Raw genomic sequence first — 20649 nt, 5'->3', positions numbered from 1 at the left:
TTTGCCGATGAATCCCGACTTTGTAATTATCGCCGTCGATGGTGGTGCCGCCAGCGGTAAATCATCCACCTCGCGCCTGGTGGCCGAGCGGCTGAACCTGATGCATGTCGACACCGGCTCGCATTACCGCGCCGTGACTTTCGCGTTGATACAGGCTGGAGTATCGCCGGAAGACGAGGCTGCCGTGGCCGCGCAACTGCGGGGCCTGCCGCTCGACACGCAACTGGACGGCCGTAGCGCCCGGATTTCGTTGGATGGCAAAGTGCCGAGCGATGACGAGCTGCGCAGTGATGCGGTCAACGCCGCGGTCTCGCCTTACGCCGCCGTCCCTGCCGTGCGGCAGTTCTTGTTTAATTTCCAGCGCAGCCAGGCCGACGTGGCGCGCCAAAACAATTTCGCCGGGCTCATCATGGAAGGCCGCGATATCGGCTCAGTTATTTTCCCCGACGCCACGCTTCGTATTTTCCTGGAAGCCGATGCTGCCACCCGCGCCGAGCGCCGCGCCGCCGAGGGCCAAAGCGACAGTATCGAGCAGCGCGACAAGATCGACTCATCGCGCAAAACCGCTCCGCTAACCTGCCCGGAAGGTGCCATTAAAATCGACAACTCCGGAATGACGCTGGAAGAGGTTGTCGATGCCATTTCGAACTTAGTTGGCACGTCAACTGCGGGTTCCACCAAGAATTGAGCAACGACAATTTCCGCAGGTTTCCTAATGCCATTTCGCACGGATTCAAATATCTGCGACCCACTGGGCCATTCGTAGTTAACTAATCCAAACTTCGCCATTAGTCATTCGCCATTCGCTATTATAAAATGACGCAGTCATATCCAATGAAGCAATTTTATCGCAACTGCCGGGCGGCGCTGGCGGGATGGTTCTATTCGTTTAATGACCTCAAGGTTCACGGCGCAAACCATGTCCCGGTCGAGGGGCCGTTTTTGCTGGCGTGTAATCACGCGAGCTTTCTCGACCCGCCCGTATTTGCCGTGGCATGTCCGCGGGAGCTCCATTTCTTTGCGCGCAATACCTTATGGAAGGGCTATTTCGGCACGTTGATTTCCAGCCTTAACGCGATCCCGATTGACCGCAACAGCGAGCGCGACTTGCAGTCATTCCGCCGAGTGTTCGCCGCGTTAAAAGAGGGTGGCTCGCTGCTGGTTTTTCCTGAAGGCACGCGCACGCCGGATGGTGAGCTGCACGCGGGCAAGAAGGGCATTGGTATGATCGCCTGCCGTGCGCAAGTGCCGGTAGTCCCGGCGAGAATTTTCGGCAGCTACGAGATGTGGAGCCGCCACCAAAAGCTGCCACGGCTGACGGCAGATCTGGGCGTGAGTTTTGGCCCGCCGATTCCGGTTGCCGAATATGATCCGGGCAAAACTGATAGCCAACGCTACGACACCGCAGCGGCAAGAATCATGGATGGTATCGGCAAGCTGGAAAATCCCCGCGTGTTGGCCGCCGCCGGAATACCTCGCGCCATCTGAGGCGATCAATGTAATCCCTTGCACAAAAAACAGTTGCGCAAAAGTGTTTTAAACTTGGCGCATTGACGTTTTGCCGCTGGTTTAATGCGCGATGGCGGGCGAAGGGGAAACGATGGCGTGGAGCAGACCGAAGCTGGGGCTTCGGGGCTCGCTGCGTTTGCTCACGCCCTATTTCCGCGATAAGTTTTTTGAGCAGGTCAAGAGCATCTGGTTTATCATTGTTTACCTCGCTGCGTTTCAGATTCTGATCCTTGGCGTGCCGCTGGTTTACGCGGGGATGATTGGCGTAGGCGTGTTTGTCGTCGCGCTCGGGCTAATGTTTTTCATGGAAGGCCTGCGCCTGGGCCTCATGCCACTGGGCGAGATCATTGGTGCCGTGTTGCCGCGCAATGCGAAGCTACCGGCGATATTGGGCTTTGCGTTTATACTCGGTGGCCTCGCAACGTTTGCCGAGCCAGCGATTGCGGTGCTGCGCGCGGCGGGTGCCGGGGTAAAGCCCGATGATGCGCCGCTGCTTTACAGCCTGCTTAACGACTTTTCCACGCAACTCGTGATGAGTGTCGCGGTCGGCGTGGGCTGCGCGGTGCTTTTGGGCGTGTTGCGCTTTTTTCGTGGCTGGTCGCTGAAGATGTTTATTTTGCCGCTGATCGGCCTGCTGTGCGTGCTCACGTTTATTGCGCATAATAATGAAGTGCTGGCACCTATCATTGGCCTGGCTTGGGACTGTGGCGCGGTCACGACGGGCCCCGTCACGGTGCCGCTTGTGCTCGCGCTGGGCATCGGGGTTTGCCGCATTGTGGGTGACGAAGATTCCAGCAATGCGGGCTTTGGTATCGTGACGCTGGCCTCGCTGTTTCCGATCATCGCGGTGCTGATGTTGGGCCTCTATCACTACGCTGCACAGGATTATGTCGGTGCGCCGAACTACGTTGCCGCGCAAGCTGAAGTCGACCCGTTACCGCAATATAACATCGAAACCGCTGAGCCTCCGCCGGCGCTGATGCAGGACGTTAAGGCGACGCCGCTCTTGGCCGAAGAGCCCATTACCGCCGAGGAGTATGCGCGCTTTTTGGCGACTGGTGAACTGCCGGAGGATGTCGATGTTCACTTCGTCGGAGGCGAGACGGATTTGGTCAATGGACGCCTGGTGCAATCCGGCGCGCAGATCGTTTACGAGCGCCACATCGACCCCTCGCTTTGGGCGCACGATGTGGAAGAATGGGACCCGCAGGCGGACTTTCCTCACGAGTTTAAGACCGCGCTTTTCGGGGCACTGCAGGCGATTGTGCCGCTGGTCATTTTCCTTTTCGTCATCCTGAAACTGTTGGTCAAGGAGCCCATCCGCGACCTGGACCAACTGGGTGTCGGCATCTTTTTTTCGTTGGTGGGTATGGCCTTGTTTGGCCTCGGCATCACGATGGGGCTCACGCCATTGGGCGAGCAGCTCGGCAGCAATATTCCGGCGACGTTTGCCTCGATATCGCCCTGGGGCATGGAGGCGAGCTTCGGTCCGCTGATCCAGGCCGAGCACTTGGGCAAGGTCCTCGCGGTGCTGTTTGGTTTCCTCCTCGGCTACGGTGCTACACTGGCTGAGCCGGCGCTCAACGCGTTGGGTGTGACCGTCCAGAAAATCACGGCAGGCGCTTTTCGTAAAAACCTGCTGATGCAGTCCGTGGCAATCGGGGTGGGCATCGGCATCGCGACCGGCGTTTGCAAAATCGCCTACAATCTGCCGCTGACTTGGTTGATTATTCCACCGTATGTTTTCCTGCTGTTTCTTACGTATATTTCGACCGAGGAGTTTGTGAACTTTGGCTGGGATAGCGCGGGTGTGACGACTGGGCCGATTACCGTACCGCTGGTGCTGGCCATGGGCCTTGGCATTGGGGCAAATGTGCCGGGAGTGATCGACGGATTTGGTGTGCTCGCGCTTGCTTCAGTGGGGCCGATTATCACCGTGCTGACCGTCGGCCTGATCGTGCGCCGTACCACCGAAGCCGCTGAACACGTAGAAGGAGCGTTGGTCGATGAGTAACTGGGTTGACCAAAAACGACACCACGTGGTGACGGCGATTTTGCCGCGCCGCACGAGTAACGAAGTCACCGACTTCCTGCTCGATAAGCCCGCGCGTTTCATGTTTGAGCTTGGTGCGCGCGGAACAGTCGTAAAGGACCGTTGGTATCAATTTTTATTACCGATCATCAGCCCGGAGCAGGAGATTATTCAATTCCTCCTGCCGCATGACGAGGTGGACATCATCATGGAGCAGATCGTTGCGTTGGGCCAGCTGAGGCTGGCTGGCGCAGGCGCGGTCTTCACCTATGAGTGCAGTAGCTTCACAGCGACCGCGGATTTCCCCGTCTGGCAAAACGGGGAGCATACCGAGGCCGGGCTGAGCATGATCAAGTTTAAGCGCAATTTGGTCGGCATTGCGGCGACAGTTCAGTCTTCGATCTCGGAAACCGTCGCGCGGTCTGCGATCAAGGCCGGTGCCCACGGGCCGACGATTCACTACTGCGAAGGCCGTGGTGTGCGCGACCGTTTAGGCATCCTGCGCTTCACGCAAAATCCGGACAAGGAAATCATCCGTGTCATTGTGGACGATATGGACGCCGATGCCGTTTTCGACGCCATGGCTACGGCGGGTCGATTGACCGAGCCAGGGCGCGGCATCATCTACACCATGCCAATTAACCGTGGTATGATCAAGCTGCCCGGCGTTACACAGTCATCACGCTACGCGGCGAGCATTCACCAGATCATCCACGCCATTGACGACCTGAAGGGCTGTGCAGACTGGCGCGCTACGAGCAACCTGATCGACAGCAGCAAAAGCAGTGGCGGTGCGCTGAGCTTCCTTGGCATAGGCCCGTCGCGTTCTCGTAAATACCTTTACGATCTGCAGCGAATCACCTGCACCACGAAGCGCAAAAATATCGATATCCTCGTCAATGCAGCACTGGAGGCCGGTGCGCCCGGCGCGACTTCGATTCTCGGCCGCTTCATGGAGAGCGAATGCAAAACGACGGGCGCGGGCGTGCGCATCAACCGCGAACTCGGCACGATGCAGTTCATCCTCGGACGAGACCAAATGTATCGCGTAATCGACGCCCTGAAAGCTGCCACTGATGAACACAAACTTGAAACCGTCGCGATCTACACGGCCCCCGTTGGCAAGGTGCTCACTTATTTGGGGTGATCCATAAAATGCCGAATGCCTAAAGGCGAATGGCGAAGTGGTACACTGCGCAATCCTACTAGCTATCTGCGATTATCTACACTATTCGTAGTTCAAAAATCGGTTTTACTCGTAGATATCTTTCGGGAATTCGCGCACCCAAATGCCGACATCCATATCGCGCAGATTAAGACGGTGATGATGGCCGTCCATGCGGTTATCGGCGAAGCCATGATAAATGACCTCGGTGTTGTTGGCTACGCATTTCCAGTGCAAGCCATCGACGTCCTGCAGATTGATCGACTGCGGTTCACGGTGCGGGTTCACGGCGAAGAGTAGCTGGCGTGGGCCCAGGGCGCAGTCGGCATTGAAGAGCAAGGCGGCGGCGCTGCGTTCGCCGTTGTCGCATTTAAAGACGCGCAGATACCCGGGTGAGGGCTTGTCCCAGAGGCGGAGTAATTCGCCCCATTCGGAGCGGCGCAGGCCGATCAGCTCGCGGAAAAACTCGTGCGTTTTCTGGTGACGCTGCAGACGACCGTAGTCGAGGGCATTGATATCGCCGCGCTGATAGGTGTTGTTGATCCCTTGTTTGCTGCGGAGGAAATCCTGCCCCTCGGAGAACATCGGCATACCGACGGCGCACAGCGTGATGGCTGCCATCAGGTGGGTGCGCTGGATGTCCAGCTCACTCGGGTTCTCGCCGTTGTAGTCGTTATTGGTGGTGATTTTATCGATCCAACAACGATCATCGTGCGAGGCGGTGTAGTTGACACTTTGGGCGGGCCAGGCCGCCATGTGGTCGAGGCAGCCCTTCATGTAATAGGCGAGGGCGTCGGCATTGCTGTTGCCTTTCACATAATCGGCAATGGTGCTGCGATAGCCGTCATTCCAAAAAGCGTAACCGGCCAGGCGGGTATCCCACTGAATGCCGCCCCGGAAGCTCCACGGCTCGGCGATCAGGATGATCGACTCCTTGACGGCCTTCAACTCATCGCCGATTTCCTTGAGGGTTTCGACGGTGAGCAGCTCAGCCAAATCGAAACGGAAGCCGTCGACATCGTAGGCCTCTACAAAGTATTTCAGGCTGTCGATCATCAGGCGCTTGGCCATGGCGGACTCGGCATTGAGCGTGTTGCCACAGCCGCTCCAGTTGATGTATTCGCCACTGTCAGCCAGGTAAAAATAGTAAGCTTTGTCGATGCAGCCCAGGAAGTTGGGCACGCCGACATGGTTGTAAACAACGTCCACCACCACGCTCAAGTCGTGGTAGTGACAGGTCTCGACCAATTCGAGAAACTCATCGTTCTGCGCGGCCTTGGCCGGGTTGGAGCCATACCACGCGCAGGGCGAAAAGTAGTTCGTTGTCATGTAGCCCCAGTGGTATTCCTCCTTGCTGGTCGAGTCGAACTGCTGCAATGGCTGGAACTCCAGCACATTCGCGCCAAGCGTGCGCAGGTAGCACATCTCGTTTTTCAGGAACTGGGTGACGCCCTTAAAGCCTAGACGGTCGTCCTGAGAAATTTTCATCGGTGCCTTGGCCGCGATGTCGCGCACATGGCATTCCAGCAAGACCAGATCCTGCCATGGCGGCGCTTCGTGGACTTTGCGCGGCTTCGGTGTTTGGCTGGTGTTGATGACAATGCCCGGGCCCTCATGCGAGACGGTGGCCATCGCGTAGGGATCGAGGATCGGGCGATCGGAGTCAAACTCCGTGGTCACGCCGTCGTTCTCGCCATCGACGTAAAAGTAATAATACCAGCCGTGCATGTTACCTTTGAGCGTGACTTCCCAGCACAGTTGGTCCTTGGTCAGCGCCATGTCATACTGGTTGACGAACTCGCAATCGAGGTCGTCGTAAAGTTCCAGGATGACCCCCTTGGCGCGCGGGGCGAAAATGCGAAAAGTCGTCTCCCTGCCGCGAACAGTCGGGCCGAGCAAGGCGTCGGTCTTCAAGTCATAAAAACTGAGGCCGGGCTTGATGAGCTGGAGGTTGCGGATGGAGCCGCCGTCACGCCAGCCGATGCGGCAAACACGGTCCATGCCACGCTCACCCTTGGCGAGCTTGAACTCGAAGGCGTGCTTGCCACTGCGGGTGAGGTTGAGCCGGTAGTTGGCGTTGTCCGCCTTGTCGTATTCGACGTTGGGCGCGCAGCGCAGCGGCGTTAGCCAATGCCAGTCCTGCGTGACGAATTTAAAGATCAGCTTACTGCTGGCCGATCCGATTTCGCCACGTGGAACTGTAACGGTGTAAATCGTCTCACCGGCGGCATCTTTGTCCGCGGTTAGGTTCCAGCGCGATTGATTATCGCGCCCCCAGTTGTTAAACGGGCCGGCTACGCGGACGGGGTTCGCCTCAAAATCCACATGCGGAAAGCGCTTGGGATCGATGCAGAAAATGATGTCGCCCTTGTGCTCGTAGAAGCCGGTGAACTTTGCTAGCTCGACCGGGTCCATGTGCTTCACGGTCTTGATCTCCAGGCCATCGGCATCGAGATACAGGTCGGGGAACGCGGCAGACGTCCAATTGCGGTTCATCAGCACAACGCCTTTGCCAGGCGCCGTCCAGTAGGCTGCGATAATGCGCGAAGAATTGGCCATGGCGTTGTACGGGCGTTATTTGGCCCGGATGTAGTTGTAAATGTTTAGGTAGTGCTGGCCCGGGACGTTCCAGGAATAGTCGCATTTCATGGCGTTGAGCATGAGTTGGCGGAAGTGATCCGGGAACATGTAATAACAGCTGATGGCGCGGGAAAGGGCACTTTCGATGCCGCCGTAGTCGTCGTTGTGGAATACGTAGCCGTTGCGCTCGTCGAGTGGCTTTTCGGAGTAATCCTTGTCGAAGACGGTGTCGGCCAGGCCGCCAACGTTGCGCACCAGCGGCACCGTGCCGTAGCGCATGGCGATGAGCTGCGTGAGGCCGCAAGGCTCGTAGCGACTCGGAACGACCATCATGTCTGCCCCGGCGTAAATGAGGTGCGCGAGCTCTTCGTTGAAGCCGACTTCGATATGGCTGTCCGGGTTTTCGTTGATCTCGCCCTTGAGACGCCAGAAATAGCTGTCGATCGACGGATCCGGGCTGCTGCCGAGCATGACGAATTGCGCGCCGTGGTTCACGCAGTAGAACAGCGCGTGGCGCACCAGCTCCAGGCCCTTTTGCGGGTCCAGGCGGCCCACGAAGGCAATGATCGGCTTCTCGTTATCGGCCATCAGCAGGCGCTCACGCAGGGCGCGCTTATTTTCGTATTTTTTGCTGATGTCCTCACGCGAATAGTGGAAGGGAATGTGCTTGTCGCTCTCCGGGTTCCAGACTTCGTAATCGATGCCGTTGAGCACACCGCCGTATTTGCCGCCATGGATGTGGAGTGCGGGCTCCAGACCAAAGCCCTGACCCTTGTCCTTGGCTTCGCCAGCATGGGTAGGCGAGACCGTGGTGACGAAGTTGGAGTAAACGATGCCGCCCTTCATCAGGTTAATCGCGCCGGGGTGGTTGTAGTCGCCCAGGCGATCGTGGGACTGATAATAGTCGTGGCGGTAAAGGCCGGCTGCATCGAGCACCTGCGTGCCGCAAACGCCTTGATGCTTGAAATTGTGAATCGTGTAGCAAACACGGCAGTCTTGCATGCCCAGGCGGTGGTAAATCTCCCACTGGTGGACGGGCACGAGCCCGGTCTGCCAATCGTGGCAATGGATGATGTTGGGCCGCTTGCCGGACTTGAGCAGGAACTCCATCGCCGCGCGTGAGAAGAAGGCGAAGCGAAACACGTCGTCATGATCGCCGTAGAACTTGTTGCGTTCAAAAAAGCAATCATTCGAGTGCGGCTCGATAAAGAAGCATTTGCGGCCGTAGACGTAGCCAAAATAAACCGAGCAATGAATTGCACCTTCGCCCCATGGCACCCAGAGGTCGTCATAACAGCGCTCCAATCCATACACATGGTCGTAGCGCATGTTGTTGTATTTGGGCAAAATGGTTTCCACGTTGTGACCGCGGATTTGCAGCTCCCAGGTCAGCCCGAAAACAACGTCGGCCAAGCCGCCGACCTTAGCCACTGGGGACATTTCCGGCGTAATGTGGACGATGTCCAGCGGCGGAATATAGTCATGTAAAAAGACGTTGTGCAGATCAATGCCTTCGGCCTGAGTTGGGTCTGCGTTGATCGGCGAGGCCTCCTCCTGCGCGCTGAGTTGCTCCTGTTCGTAGGTGGCCTCGACGGTCTGCGCCATTTCCTCAAAATCGACCAGATCGGCCGCAGGCTTCTTTTGCGGCGCGGTAGTCTTTTTCGGCGCTTTCGCAGTGGGTTGGATCGGCGAAACTTCCGGAGTTGCAGCAACGGGTTTCTTTTTGACAGCAGCTTTTGTGGTGGGAGCCTTTTTCTTGGCCATACGTTCAGGTTGATGAATTACGCTTTAAAGTAAAGAACGCGCTCAAAATCTATCGTAGTAAAAACGGGGTCCAATTGCTCCAGCGCGGCGAGCTTGATTTCGTCAATTGAATCACTGCGCATCTGCATGGCCAGGTATTGAAAGCGCCCAAAGTGGCGGCGCAAGCGCTCTTCGGCGTATTGCTTGGTCGCACCGGCGCGGATCATAAAGGGCCAGTCGGAGGCCTGAGCCAAGAGAAGCTCGCGGGCCAACTGCTGCAATGCGCGTTGGTGCAGTGTATCGTCGGGCGTGGTTTCGATCAGCTCGGCCAGAGCGCGGTCGGCGGCCTTGAGCAGCGGATACATCCAGTCCGTCTCTGGGTTGATCCAAAACGAATAATCACTGCGGCGGCCCCACGTGGAGGCAGGGGGGCGCTCAACCGGTGCCTCCTCAATGTCTGCCAGTGCGGCGCTGGGCGCGGAAAAATTCAACTGCGGGATCTGCGCACCATTTTGCAGGACTTGCTCCAGCCAATGCGGACCTTCATGCCACCAGTGGCCAAATAGCTCGGCATCGAAAGGTAAAAACATGAGTCCGGTCGCGTCTTTGGTCAGCGAGGCCAGAAAATCGGCGGCGTCCGTTTCAGCCTGAGCCTTCGCCGCAGCGGCGTCATACCAAGCCTTGTCACCCGAGCCGGTGACGCGCCAGTATTTGAGGCCAAGGGGGAGGTTGCCGCCATCGGGCAGGCGGTAGAGGCCAGCTTGCTCGCTGGACAGCTCATGCGTGGCGTCGTGGTGAAACTCACGGTAGGCCGCGTGCCCGGGGTAGCCGGTTTGCGCATCCCATACTTTGCGGGACAAAGCTTGATTACGGGCCAGGGCGCGGACGCCATTCGGGCACTCGGTGATGATCGGCTGCCCCATGTTCTCGACGGCGAACCACTCGATGCTCGCGCTCTCCAAATCGTTCTCAAGGCCCGGGTAATAGGCGCACTCCGGCAGCCAAAATCCGCGCGGGGTGACGCCGGTGCGCCGCTGAAGGGTGTCAACACCGGCTTCGATCTGTAGTCGCCGGCTCAGGGGCGAGCTTTGGTGCGCGGGTAGAAATGCATGTGTCGCGGCGGTCGTTAGCAATTCGACTTTGCCTGCCTTGGCTAGTTGGGCCCAGGCGCGGGGCAGATTTGCCTGATGGGTATGATAAAAGGTATCCCGGGCCGCATCCAAGTCGGTGCTCATGGCGGCGGCCAGCTTTCGTCGCTCGGCTGGGTGTTTTGCGTTGTCCTGCTCTGCCTGAAGGATGGCCTGAAAGCGGTCGAGGTGCGCGGCAAAGCGATCAGGGAACTCGTGGTGTGCCCACAGCTCCAGCAAGGTCGGCGAAAGCGAGACGGCGAGCATCGGCTCTTTGGCTTTGGGCAGCCTGCCAATCAGCTCCAGCAGTGGTAGATAGCACTGGAGCACGGTCTCGTGCAGCCAGCATTCCTCCATGGAAATGGGCAACTCCGGGCGCAGACCATAGGGCAGGTGCGCATGCAGTAGGATGCTGACGGTTCGAGGCTTGCTCACGCTTCGGCAATCAGGCTTAAGCCCGGCAGTAGCAGAGCGCCATTGGGCAAGGCGCGGTGGAGTTCGAAGCGTCCCTGATCGTCCGTGCTGACGCCCGGAGGCAGGAGTTTACGGTAAGATTCATCATTGATCCGGCCTTCGATCGCAATGGATGCATGCAGCTCCAGCATGGTTTCGCCGGTTGCGGCGTCCTTGGCCAGTTCCAGCGAAGAGTCGCTGCTGGGCTCACTCAGGCTCGCGGTCAGGAACAGTGGCCAAACTTCGGCAAAGCCGCTTAGCTTGCGGGTGATCTTAAAGTATCCGCCGGGCAGGGGCTTGATCGCCTGGCTACCGATGGCGAGCTTCATGCCTGGGCCTAGGCGTCCGTTAATGGTTAACTCCGCGCGCAGGCTGATCGGTGCCTTGTCGTCCCACGAATCGGCCCACTGGCTGGCAAACAGCTCCGAGGCACCCACATTTTCAGGAAGGCCGGCGTTCTTCGCGGCGGCAGGGGTGTCGGCAGCGGAGGCCTTCGCTTTGGGCTCAGACAGCACGCGACAATTGCCACTGATGATCGCCTCGTGAATTGTGGACTCGTCGAGGATTAGCTTGCCGGTGAGCGGTACGATCTCCGCCTCGACGACTGATGCGTCCGGCTCACGATCAAAAAACGCCAGCTCATCTGGTGTCTTTAACAGCTCGGCGGGTAAATTTTCCAAACGCGGCAGGCGCGCCACGATACCTTGCTCGTCCAGTGGCGAGAGTGAAACCTCCGGCGCTGCTTGGCGGACGGGTGAGGGCTCATGGGCGGGCTTTGGTTCTGCTTTGGGCGCTGATTTGGCGACCGGCTGGGGCAGGGCGATGGTTTCCGCGCGCATGAGTGGGCGAAAGTGCCCTTGGTCGTTCTTCAACCCAAGCACTGCGCCAACGTGGGCTGGGGTGCTTTTCAGGTCGAAATAACCTGAGTTGCACAGTCCGTTAATCGGGTAATCAGAAGAGGATTCTGCCGCGGCATAATTACTGCCGTGGTCCCTGAAATCATAGGCCCGAAGGACTAATTTTGCCCCGTTACTATCGACCCCGAGCATATTTCGGCCCTCGTGGATCATTTGCGGGTTCAGCTCCCAGTGTGCGTGAAAACGGCCCGGGGCGACGGGTAATACAGTGAGGTGGTCCATTGCGGCGGTATACGGCGCAAGTCTTTCTCCATCAATCACATTGGCAAGATTCAACAAGGCGTCAGCGGCCTTTGCGTTGTCTTGATCAACTCGTGATTGCGAACTGGACATTGGGTCGTTCAGGATGATTCGAGGTTTAGTTGAGTCAAGTGAATTAACCTACTCGCACACAGCGTGCCAGCCTGTGCCAAAACATGTAAATTTACCAAAAAAGCCTTTTACCTTGAACCTTGTCACGGGACTTGCTCATGTTGGCGTCCCCACTACGTCCCACCACATGAAAGAAGCCAGTCTTGGAACCGAAACCATGGAGCGTATGCGCTCCGTTGCCTGGAAAATCGGGCAGCAGTTCAATCCAACGCCAACCGGGCATTATCTCGCCTTTGTTCCGATAAAAGCCGGTCTTGCCTACCTTCACTGGTCGCTCGATAAGGCCGCGATCGACGCCCTGCAGGCTGAAGAGGGCGACAAATGGAACGGTGCCCAGCAAACGCTGCGTCTTTATGACGTGTCCTGGATCGATTTCAATGGGATGAACGCGCACAGCCAGTTCGACATCAACGTGAGTGGGCTTACGGGTAATTACTATTGGAGCACAGACCGCATTGAGCGCTACTTCATCGCTGAGGCCGGTTTCCGCCTGCGTGACGGTCGTTACCGCGCACTGGCCCGTTCGCAAACGGTCTTTATGGACCGCGCACACCGCTCCGGCCAGTCTTCCACGCGCGGCATGTATGTCGGTGGGCGCTTTGACCGCGTGATACCGGTCGAAAATATTTTCGACGCCCGCACCTTTGAGCGTGTTCACCACAGCTGGACCGGTTCGCTGGCCGAAGACCTGGAGATCGCCTTTTTCGCCGACGATCCGCAGCCGGACGCCGCCGAACGCCTGACCCATTACCTACAGGGTCTTCACGCCGCCGCCGATCCACTAGGCGTGCACTTCCATGCCGGTAATCAGGAGCTGAAGAAGAAGCCCAGCCTGGTCCACGCGCACGATGTCGAATCCGTTGCCGCAGCGTCCAAACTGGCAAAAGAGCATAAGGTTCCGCTGGTGCTCACACTCCACGCCAGTGAACGCGAGCGCGCCGCGATGCGGGGTCGCGATATCGATGAGGCCGCTACGAAAAAGGAGGCCGCCGCGCTGAAAAAGGCCGACTGGGTCATCACCGCGCACAGCGATGCGCGCAATCAGATTTTAGCCGACGGGCTCGTTAAGGAAGACCGCATTGTCATCCTGCCGGACTTGTTTCAGGGCATCGTGCCCAAGGCGTTCGACCCAGGTGATGTCAAAAAGCGCTACCACCTGAATCCCGCGCATCCACTGGCGCTGTTTTCGGGCGAGATTTCCCACGCCTCCGGCGCGGACCTACTGATGAGCGCGATGGAGCACGTTTGCGGTGCCAACCACGAGGCGCAGTTGGTTTTTGCGGGCAACGGACCACTCCAGGGTGAGCTGCAGCACCGCGCGCATTGCTCCGGGCATGCCGGGCGCATCAAGTTCATTGGCCACGTAGGCCGCGAGGAGTTTACGGACCTGCTTAACGCCTGTGACTTCGTGGCGATCCCCGCCCGCACCTGGCAGGATGAGGGCATGGCGCACTTGGCGATTGAGAACGGAAAATCCGTCCTCACCACGCACCAGGCGCGCATCGGCTGCGTGAACCACGGGCAGAACGGACTGGTCGTCTACGACAACCCAGGCTCCGTCATCTGGGGCTTGCAGGAGATGTTCCACAACCCGATGCGCCGCGGGGGATCCCATCCGCAGAGCGCCAGCAGCCAACCGCAATCGCTGGATAGCCTCGCGGTCGAACTTTGCATTCTTTATAATAACATTTTGGCGACCTCCAGGAAGGGAGGCGCGAAGTAATCATGGCCAAGGGCTACCTTTCATTTGTCTTGCATGCGCACCTGCCGTTTGTGCGCCACCCGGAGTTCGAACAGTTTCTGGAGGAGCTTTGGCTCTTCGAGGCGATCACGGAAACCTACATTCCGCTGCTGCAAAATTTCGACGCACTGGAGCGCGATGGCGTGCCGTGGGGGTTGACGATTTCCATCTCGCCCTCGTTGCTGGCCATGCTCGAAGACGAGCTATTGCGCGCGCGCTATGCCCGCCGGATGAAGATATTGATCGAGCTCTGCGAACGCGAGCAGGAACGGCTCAAGCACGATCCGCATTTCAGCTATCTCGCCAAGTGGTATCACGATTATTTCTCGCGCACGCTGAAGTATTTCGAGGACTGCGATGGTCGGATTTCCCAGCGCTTCCGTGCTCTGCATGAAAAGGGCAACCTGGAGGTCATCAGCTGCATCGGCACGCACGGCTTCATGCCGCACCTGTCGGCAAATCCGGCCACCATGGAAGGGCAACTGCTCAACGGCTTTGCCTACTTCGAGGAGGTCATGGGCTTCCAGCCAAACGGCTGCTGGGTCCCTGAATGCGCCTATTATCCGGGGCTCGACGACCGACTTCGTGCGCACGGCATTCGCTTTTTCTGCACCGAAACAGAGGGCATCGAGCACTCTAAGCCACAACCGGTCTACGGCGTGCACGCGCCGCTTTACACACCTTCGGGCGTGGCTGCGTTTGGCCGAGACCACGGCTGCACGAAGCAAGTTTGGTCCGCCGAAGCAGGCTTCCCGGGTGACGGCAATTACCGTGAGTTTTACCGCGACATCGGGCACGAGCTCGATTTCGACTACCTGCGTAAATTCCTCCCGGGCGATGTCCGTTCGGATACCGGTATCAAGTATCATCGCATCACGGGGCCAGGTTCCTACAAGGCGGGCTACGATCCGGAGAGCGCCCGCAAAAAGGCTGACCAGCATGCCGCGCAGTTCCTCTTTCAGCGCGTGTCGCACATCGATTACCTCGATTCCGCGATGAGCACGTCACCGATCATTGTTGCGCCGTTCGACGCCGAACTGTTCGGCCACTGGTGGTTCGAGGGCCCGACCTGGCTCGACTACGTGCTCCGCAAGGCCGCCTATGACCAAAGCTCACTTGAGACGATTTCCCTGGGCAAATACCTCGACCGCAATCCGGTCCACCAAACGGCTTACCCGGCGACTTCGTCCTGGGGCCACAAGGGGCACTTCGAATATTGGCTCAACGGTGCCAACGACTGGATGTTCGACCAAATTACGTCCGCCGGTGACCGCATGACCCGCCTTGCGCGCGAATTCGCAGCCAAGAAAACGGTCAAAAAGCTCAACGACCGCGCGCTTCAGCAATGCGCCCGTGAGCTCGTGCTCGCACAAAGTTCGGACTGGCCCTTCATCGTCAGCAACGGCACCTCCGCCCAGTACGCCGAGCGCCGCGTGCGCGACCACTGCAGCCGCCTGCATTACCTGGCCAACGCCCTCGAAAACGACACCGTCGACAAGAAGGAACTCGAGTCCCTCGAACTGATGGACAACATTTTCCCGAACATCAACTGGCGCGTTTACGCAGGGTAGCGTGATCTAGATTTTGGGCGCGGGTTCGATGCCAAATTCATGAATTTCATGCATACTTTTCGCCATTGATCGGTGGGGTAGAGGGCTTATGTTATTCTACAAGTTTCCATGAACAACCCGCCGCCCATGCAGCAGAATCAACCCATTGGCCAGACTCAGGTGCAGACGCAAATGCACCCGCGCCCGTCGTGGTTGGCCGCGTATCAGCCCCAGCATGGCTTTTACGACGAGTGGAAATCGTCGCGCGGGGCCACGGCGGAGCACTGGAACATTCTCTTTCGCCAACTAGCCGATCTAGGCGAGGCTGACTACCGCCAGCGCGAAGATCAGCTGGAGCGCATCATCGACGAAAACGGCGTTACTTACAACGTTTACTCCGACCCGGAAAACCCCAATCGCCAGTGGAAAATGGACGCCATTCCGCTGCTCTTGGGTCATGATGAATACGAGCGCATCGCGGCAGCGGAAAACCAGCGCATGCGGCTGCTCAACATGCTGCTCAAGGATATCTACGGTGAACAGCAACTGCTGAAAGAAAACATCTACCCGGCGGGCCTCGTCTTTGGCAACCCGGCCTTTTTGCGGCCGGTGCACGGCCTGCTGCCCGAGGCGCGGCAGTTTCTCTTTACGCATTCGTCGGACCTCGCGCGCTCGCCGGATGGCAATTGGTGGGTGCTGTCGGATCGCTTGGACGCGCCGTCGGGCCTTGGCTACTCGGTCGAAAACCGCGTGATCAGCAACCGCGTGATGCCCGATCTGATGCGGCCTCACGAGGTGCGACGTGTGACGAGCTACCTGCAGACCGTTTCCGACGCGCTGAAGAACGCCTCGCCCCGCGCGCTGGAAAATCCATTCGTCGTGCTGCTGACGCCCGGCCCCTACAACGAAACGTATTTCGAGCAATCTTACCTCGCGCGGGCGCTGGGCTTTCCGTTGGTCGAGGGTGCCGATTTGACCGTCCGTGACGACACCGTCTTCTTAAAGACGATCCACGGCATGCGGCGCGTCGATGTCATTTTTCGCCGACTTGATTCCGAGTGGTGCGACCCGCTGGAGTTCCGTGACGACTCGCTGCTCGGCGTGCCGGGCCTGCTCAATGCGGTGCGGCAGGACAAGGTGGTCGTGGTCAATGCGCCCGGCGTTGGCGTGCTGGAGACCCCAGCCTTGGCGGCGTTTTTGCCCGTCATTTGCCAGAAGCTACTCGGCGAAGATTTGCTCATGCCGTCGGTGGCGACTTGGTGGTGCGGCCAGAAGCAGGAGCGCAATTACGTGCTCGATAATCTGGACCACCTCATCATCAAGCCAACCTTCCCGACGCTGGGCAAGGTGCGCGTTTACTACGGGCCCACACTCAGCAAGCAGCAGCGACAAGAGCTCGTGGCGGCGATCCGGGATTTCCCCGAACGCTTCACTGCGCAGGAAGCGGTGCTCCAGGCAACGACTCCGGTTTATGACGAGGACCACCTGACGCCGCGCCATTTCATGCTGCGCACGTTTCAGGTGTTCGACCATGACGACAAGGCCGTGATGATGCCCGGCGGGTTGTGCCGCGTGGCGAATTCCGCCGTATCGCCGGACGTGTCGATGCAGCTTGGCGGCGTCAGTAAGGATGTGTGGGTCGTCGGCGGCGAAGATGTGGTCAGTGAAGAGACGACGGCCTACAACTACCTCGCAAACCAGTCGCTCTCGGCCACAGCGCAGGTTGCGCTGAGCAGCCGTATGGCGGACAGTCTGTTCTGGGCGGGGCGTTATTTGGACCGATCCGAGGGGCTGATTCGCGGGCTATTGGTTATCATTAATGCCGCTTCGGAAAGCCGCAACGATCAGGACCTGCAAATGGTGCTGAAATTTATCCGTGGCTACGCACCCAACTTGCCCATGCGCGCGCCCAAGGCAACCACGGACCTCAACGAGCACATTGACGAAGCGCTGCGGAGAATTATCCAGGGCGCGAATTATCCGGACCGCCTGACCAACGTGCTGGAGCAGCTCAACCGCGTCATGTTCTCGATCAAGGAAATGATGTCCGGCGATCTGACCCGCATGATGCGCGATATGCCGGTGAGCCTCATCCCGCAGGAGGGCGGAGGCAGCATCCTCAGCAACACGCAGCTATACGACATCCTCAAACGCCTACTCGATTATATGGCGGCCTTTGCGGGCATCATCGCGGAAAATACCGTGCGCGGACTTGACTGGGCGTTCCTCAATCTTGGCCGCCGCATTGAGCGCAGCATTATGCTTTGTGAGCTGCTCAAGGGCAGCCTTTGCCAAGTCTCGAAGAACGAAGATTTCCTCATGCTGCGCCTGCTGGAGTTTGCCGACAGCGCCATCACATACCGCCGTCGTTACCTGAGCCGCATGCAGGTCGACGCGATTGCGCATTTGCTGATTTCCGATCCGTCCAACCCACGTTCCCTGGCCTTTCAGGTGACGGATATTCTGGAAAACACCCGCATGCTGCCGCACTACAACGCCAGCGATATGAAGCACATCGATCGCCTGGCGCTGCGCGTTTACAGCGACGTCGTCCTGGTCGAGCCCGAACGACTTGTCGCGTCCAACGATGCCGGTGAACGCCCCGATTTGGAGGTGCTACTAGACGGTATGTTGAAGAATTTGACCGAGCTGTCCAACGAACTGAGCACGTATTATTTCTCTGTCACCTCGCGATGAGAAACACCTACACGATCCGCCACCACACGATCTACCGTTACGATTTTCCCGTGTCGGTGTCGCATCACGTGGCGCGGCTCAAGCCGCTGAGTAACGCGCGGCAGCAGACGCACGCCTTCGAGCTGTCGATCCTGCCGCAGCCAGAGGCCGTCATCGAACGCGTGGATTTCTTTGGCAATGCGCTGCATCAGTTTTCGCTCCAAAAGAGTCACCAGGAGCTCGAACTCGAAGCCTACAGCGAAGTGACGGTGGACGCGCCCGGTGCGCCTTTGCCGGACATCGCTGCGACCTGTGCCGAGGTTCGTGCTGCGCTGACTCAGCCGCGCACGCCGGAAGCCTTCGAGGCCAAGCAGTTTACCTATGCCTCGCCGCAGATCCCGATCTTGCCCGAACTACAGGACCTGACGCGGAGCTTTCTGCCCGAGAGTGGGCACTACCTCGGCGGTGCGCTCGCGCTGGCAGAATTCATCTACGAGAATTACGAGTTCGACCCGACCGCGACTGACGTGATGACGCCGGTGCAGGAGGTCGTCAAATTGCGTCGTGGCGTATGCCAGGACTTCGCGCATCTGGGCATCGCCTGCCTGCGGTCGATAGGTATGCCGGTGCGTTACGCCAGCGGTTACATTTTAACGAACCCGCCTCCCGGCATGCCCCGTCTGGAAGGGGCCGACGCCTCGCACGCCTGGATTTCCATTTACGATCCCGATCTGGGCTGGATCGATATCGACCCGACGAACAACATCATCTGTGGTGAGCAGCATATATCAGTTGGCTACGGCCGTGATTACCAGGACGTTAGCCTCGTCCGCGGTGCGATGACCGGCGGTGGCCGCCACTCCATCGAAGTCGGCGTCACCGTTGCGCCAAAGGCGGATGCCCTGGTCTAGCTTTTGCGACGCCGCTTCCGGCTGCCTTATCGTATTTGATGTATGAATCTAGTAATCCCAAGCATATTCGGGGTTAATAGGTTAACTTTATTGGGGGAGATAATTAATTGAGTCTTTGGGACTCTTATAGAGACTCTTTAGGGTAGTATACGTGTTGTTAATGCAACGCTTAATAACAATAACCCCCCTACTAGTATGAATATTACCCTGCGCTCTATCTGCCCAAAAACCGCAGCTACTCACTCATTCAAAGTCGCAGTCATTTCGATGGCTGTTACGGCCCTGCCGCTCAGCGCTCAAGTGCTTACCTGGGATGGCGAAGGAGATGGTACGAGCTGGACTGACGCTGCCAATTGGTCTGGCGACACGGTGCCGGATTCCATTACCGAAAGTGCCGTCATCGGTGATGTGCTTGGCGTGCCATCCACGGTTGTCCTATCTCCGGCAAATGGTACGACCTTTGACATCGACGCGCTTACCATAGACCTCGGCAATACGCTGAACGTTCGTTTCGATAGTGGCACACTGAATTTAACGGGTGGCCTATCCAATAGCGGCACTTTATCGCATGCATCCGCACCCAGTAACAATTCACGCACGGTGCATCTTAATATTGGCGGCACGAATCAGATTTTCAATTCGTCAACCGGCACGATTGATTTGGGTGCAAACAGCGGGCGTAACCGCATTAACCAGATCATGACGCTTGATGCGCAGAATCAGAATGACGGTAACATCGTTGCCGAAATCAGCTCTAGCGCCGACCGCGATACGGTTCGCTTCCGCCTGGAAAACTCTGGCACGTTTACGAACAACGGCTCGATCATCATTCGCGATACGCAATCCAATACATCCAGCTATTCGGAGCTGCAATTGCTCACCGACGGAGCTGCAGTTACGCTCGGTGGCACGGGCTCAGTTTTTCTTGATGTAGGGACTTTGACTGACACTTCCCGTGCACGCATTCGGGGTAACGGCTCGGGTGAATTAACCAATGGCGTAAACCACACGATTTATGGCGGCGGTCTGGTAGGCTCGAATGTGAATGTGGTCAATAACGGGTTAATGCAGGCCACTAGTGACACTGCGACGCTGCGCATTGATCCGGGTTCGACCGCGACGAATAGCTCCAGTGGTCGCATGGTCGCCACCGGCGCAGCCGGTTTGGAAATCGGCTCGGGCTCTATTTCATTCGTCAATGACGGGCACCTGGAATCCCGCACCGGTAGTAACGTGGCAATTAATACCTCCAACGCCACATTGAACGGCGTTATCGCGGGTGCGGGTAATTTCTCCACGGGCCTTTCGGTTTCCGGGTCGGCCACGATTTCCCCAGGTGACTTCAGCAACACAGATGGCACCGGTGATTCCACCATTGGCATGATGAATGTCGGTGTTGATTTAACCATGCAGGACTCGACCATCCTCGCGATGCAGTTGGGCAGCGCGGGCACTGCGGGTGTTGATTACGACACACTTTCCATTGCCGGTTCGATGACGCTGGACGGCGTCTTGAACATCATTGGTGAAACGGGATTCGGAGCCGGGACTTATCGCATCGCGACTTTTAATAGCGGTGAATTGACCGACAACGGTATCGTAATTGGCTCCGCTCCGAGCGGTTTCGACTACGCTTTTGATGCCAACAATGTCGGCGGCTTCCTCGACTTGAATGTGACTGCGGTGCCAGAGCCCCGCGTCTATGCGCTGCTGCTTGGCGTGAGTGTACTGGCATTCGTTTCGAGCCGTCGCAATCGCAAGAATCGGTAATTCCAAACCAAGTAAGGACACGAAACAAGCTCACTAAGGTGATGTTCGTGTCGCTGACGTTGGTTCATTTTAATCTCATTGAGTTCAGAAGAGATTAAAGAGG

The 20649-nt window shown here is 58.0% G+C and carries 13 protein-coding genes; 9 read left to right on the top strand and 4 right to left on the bottom strand.

What is annotated here, in order from left to right:
* Positions 1-7 precede the first annotated feature (7 nt).
* The 4 genes from cmk (at position 8) to O3S85_RS05085 (ending at position 4688) form a co-directional block, all read left to right on the top strand.
* Complete coding sequence (gene cmk, locus O3S85_RS05100; protein ID WP_269538690.1) at positions 8-688, top strand: (d)CMP kinase; 681 nt, start codon at positions 8-10, stop codon at positions 686-688.
* A 146-nt stretch (positions 689-834) separates the two neighbouring features.
* Positions 835-1488, top strand: coding sequence for a lysophospholipid acyltransferase family protein (locus O3S85_RS05095; RefSeq protein WP_269538689.1), 654 nt, complete (start codon positions 835-837; stop codon positions 1486-1488).
* A gap of 112 nt (positions 1489-1600) precedes the next feature.
* Complete coding sequence (locus O3S85_RS05090; RefSeq protein ID WP_269538688.1) at positions 1601-3523, top strand: DUF1538 domain-containing protein; 1923 nt, start codon at positions 1601-1603, stop codon at positions 3521-3523.
* A complete protein-coding gene (locus tag O3S85_RS05085) occupies positions 3516-4688 on the top strand; it encodes a P-II family nitrogen regulator (RefSeq protein WP_269538687.1) in 1173 nt (390 codons plus the stop codon). The genes O3S85_RS05090 and O3S85_RS05085 overlap by 8 nt, the downstream gene beginning before the upstream one ends.
* 105 nt (positions 4689-4793) lie before the next feature.
* Here the strand turns inward: O3S85_RS05085 and O3S85_RS05080 are convergent, their stop codons facing one another.
* Genes O3S85_RS05080 through O3S85_RS05065 form a run of 4 tightly spaced genes read right to left on the bottom strand, consistent with a single transcriptional unit; the run spans position 4794 to position 11859 of the window.
* On the bottom strand, positions 4794-7265 hold the full coding sequence (locus O3S85_RS05080) for an alpha-amylase family glycosyl hydrolase (protein WP_269538686.1): 2472 nt from the start codon (positions 7263-7265) through the stop codon (positions 4794-4796).
* 15 nt (positions 7266-7280) lie between these two features.
* A complete protein-coding gene (locus tag O3S85_RS05075; RefSeq protein WP_269538685.1) occupies positions 7281-9050 on the bottom strand; it encodes a glycogen synthase in 1770 nt (589 codons plus the stop codon).
* A gap of 17 nt (positions 9051-9067) precedes the next feature.
* A complete protein-coding gene (locus O3S85_RS05070; protein WP_269538684.1) occupies positions 9068-10591 on the bottom strand; it encodes a 1,4-alpha-glucan branching protein domain-containing protein in 1524 nt (507 codons plus the stop codon).
* Complete coding sequence (locus tag O3S85_RS05065) at positions 10588-11859, bottom strand: DUF4912 domain-containing protein (RefSeq protein WP_269538683.1); 1272 nt, start codon at positions 11857-11859, stop codon at positions 10588-10590. The genes O3S85_RS05070 and O3S85_RS05065 overlap by 4 nt, the downstream gene beginning before the upstream one ends.
* 166 nt (positions 11860-12025) lie before the next feature.
* On the opposite strand from O3S85_RS05065, the gene O3S85_RS05060 reads away from it, so the two are divergent.
* The 5 genes from O3S85_RS05060 (at position 12026) to O3S85_RS05040 (ending at position 20546) form a co-directional block, all read left to right on the top strand.
* On the top strand, positions 12026-13621 hold the full coding sequence (locus O3S85_RS05060) for a DUF4912 domain-containing protein (RefSeq protein ID WP_269538681.1): 1596 nt from the start codon (positions 12026-12028) through the stop codon (positions 13619-13621).
* A gap of 2 nt (positions 13622-13623) precedes the next feature.
* Complete coding sequence (locus O3S85_RS05055) at positions 13624-15210, top strand: glycoside hydrolase family 57 protein (protein ID WP_269538680.1); 1587 nt, start codon at positions 13624-13626, stop codon at positions 15208-15210.
* 108 nt (positions 15211-15318) lie between these two features.
* A complete protein-coding gene (locus O3S85_RS05050) occupies positions 15319-17886 on the top strand; it encodes a circularly permuted type 2 ATP-grasp protein (protein WP_269538679.1) in 2568 nt (855 codons plus the stop codon).
* Entirely contained in the window at positions 17883-18776 is an 894-nt protein-coding gene (locus tag O3S85_RS05045) for a transglutaminase family protein (protein ID WP_269538678.1), read from the top strand. Before O3S85_RS05050 ends, O3S85_RS05045 begins: the two co-directional genes overlap by 4 nt.
* A 195-nt stretch (positions 18777-18971) precedes the next feature.
* Positions 18972-20546 (top strand): autotransporter outer membrane beta-barrel domain-containing protein, encoded by a 1575-nt coding sequence (locus O3S85_RS05040; RefSeq protein ID WP_269538676.1) that lies wholly within the window; start codon positions 18972-18974, stop codon positions 20544-20546.
* Positions 20547-20649: the final 103 nt, after the last annotated feature.

Source organism: Cerasicoccus sp. TK19100 (genome assembly GCF_027257155.1).
GTDB classification, from domain to species: domain Bacteria; phylum Verrucomicrobiota; class Verrucomicrobiia; order Opitutales; family Cerasicoccaceae; genus Cerasicoccus; species Cerasicoccus fimbriatus.
The sequence above is the reverse complement of the archived record's forward strand: the minus strand, read 5'-3'. Positions and strand labels throughout refer to the sequence as shown.

Coding starts and splice junctions, on each gene's coding strand:
- cmk (WP_269538690.1), top strand. CDS start 8: ATGAATCCCGACTTTGTAATTATCGCCGTCGATGGTGGTGCCGCCAGC.
- O3S85_RS05075 (WP_269538685.1), bottom strand. CDS start 9,050: ATGGCCAAGAAAAAGGCTCCCACCACAAAAGCTGCTGTCAAAAAGAAA.
- O3S85_RS05085 (WP_269538687.1), top strand. CDS start 3,516: ATGAGTAACTGGGTTGACCAAAAACGACACCACGTGGTGACGGCGATT.
- O3S85_RS05065 (WP_269538683.1), bottom strand. CDS start 11,859: ATGTCCAGTTCGCAATCACGAGTTGATCAAGACAACGCAAAGGCCGCT.
- O3S85_RS05060 (WP_269538681.1), top strand. CDS start 12,026: ATGAAAGAAGCCAGTCTTGGAACCGAAACCATGGAGCGTATGCGCTCC.
- O3S85_RS05045 (WP_269538678.1), top strand. CDS start 17,883: ATGAGAAACACCTACACGATCCGCCACCACACGATCTACCGTTACGAT.
- O3S85_RS05095 (WP_269538689.1), top strand. CDS start 835: ATGAAGCAATTTTATCGCAACTGCCGGGCGGCGCTGGCGGGATGGTTC.
- O3S85_RS05055 (WP_269538680.1), top strand. CDS start 13,624: ATGGCCAAGGGCTACCTTTCATTTGTCTTGCATGCGCACCTGCCGTTT.
- O3S85_RS05080 (WP_269538686.1), bottom strand. CDS start 7,265: ATGGCCAATTCTTCGCGCATTATCGCAGCCTACTGGACGGCGCCTGGC.
- O3S85_RS05040 (WP_269538676.1), top strand. CDS start 18,972: ATGAATATTACCCTGCGCTCTATCTGCCCAAAAACCGCAGCTACTCAC.
- O3S85_RS05050 (WP_269538679.1), top strand. CDS start 15,319: ATGAACAACCCGCCGCCCATGCAGCAGAATCAACCCATTGGCCAGACT.
- O3S85_RS05090 (WP_269538688.1), top strand. CDS start 1,601: ATGGCGTGGAGCAGACCGAAGCTGGGGCTTCGGGGCTCGCTGCGTTTG.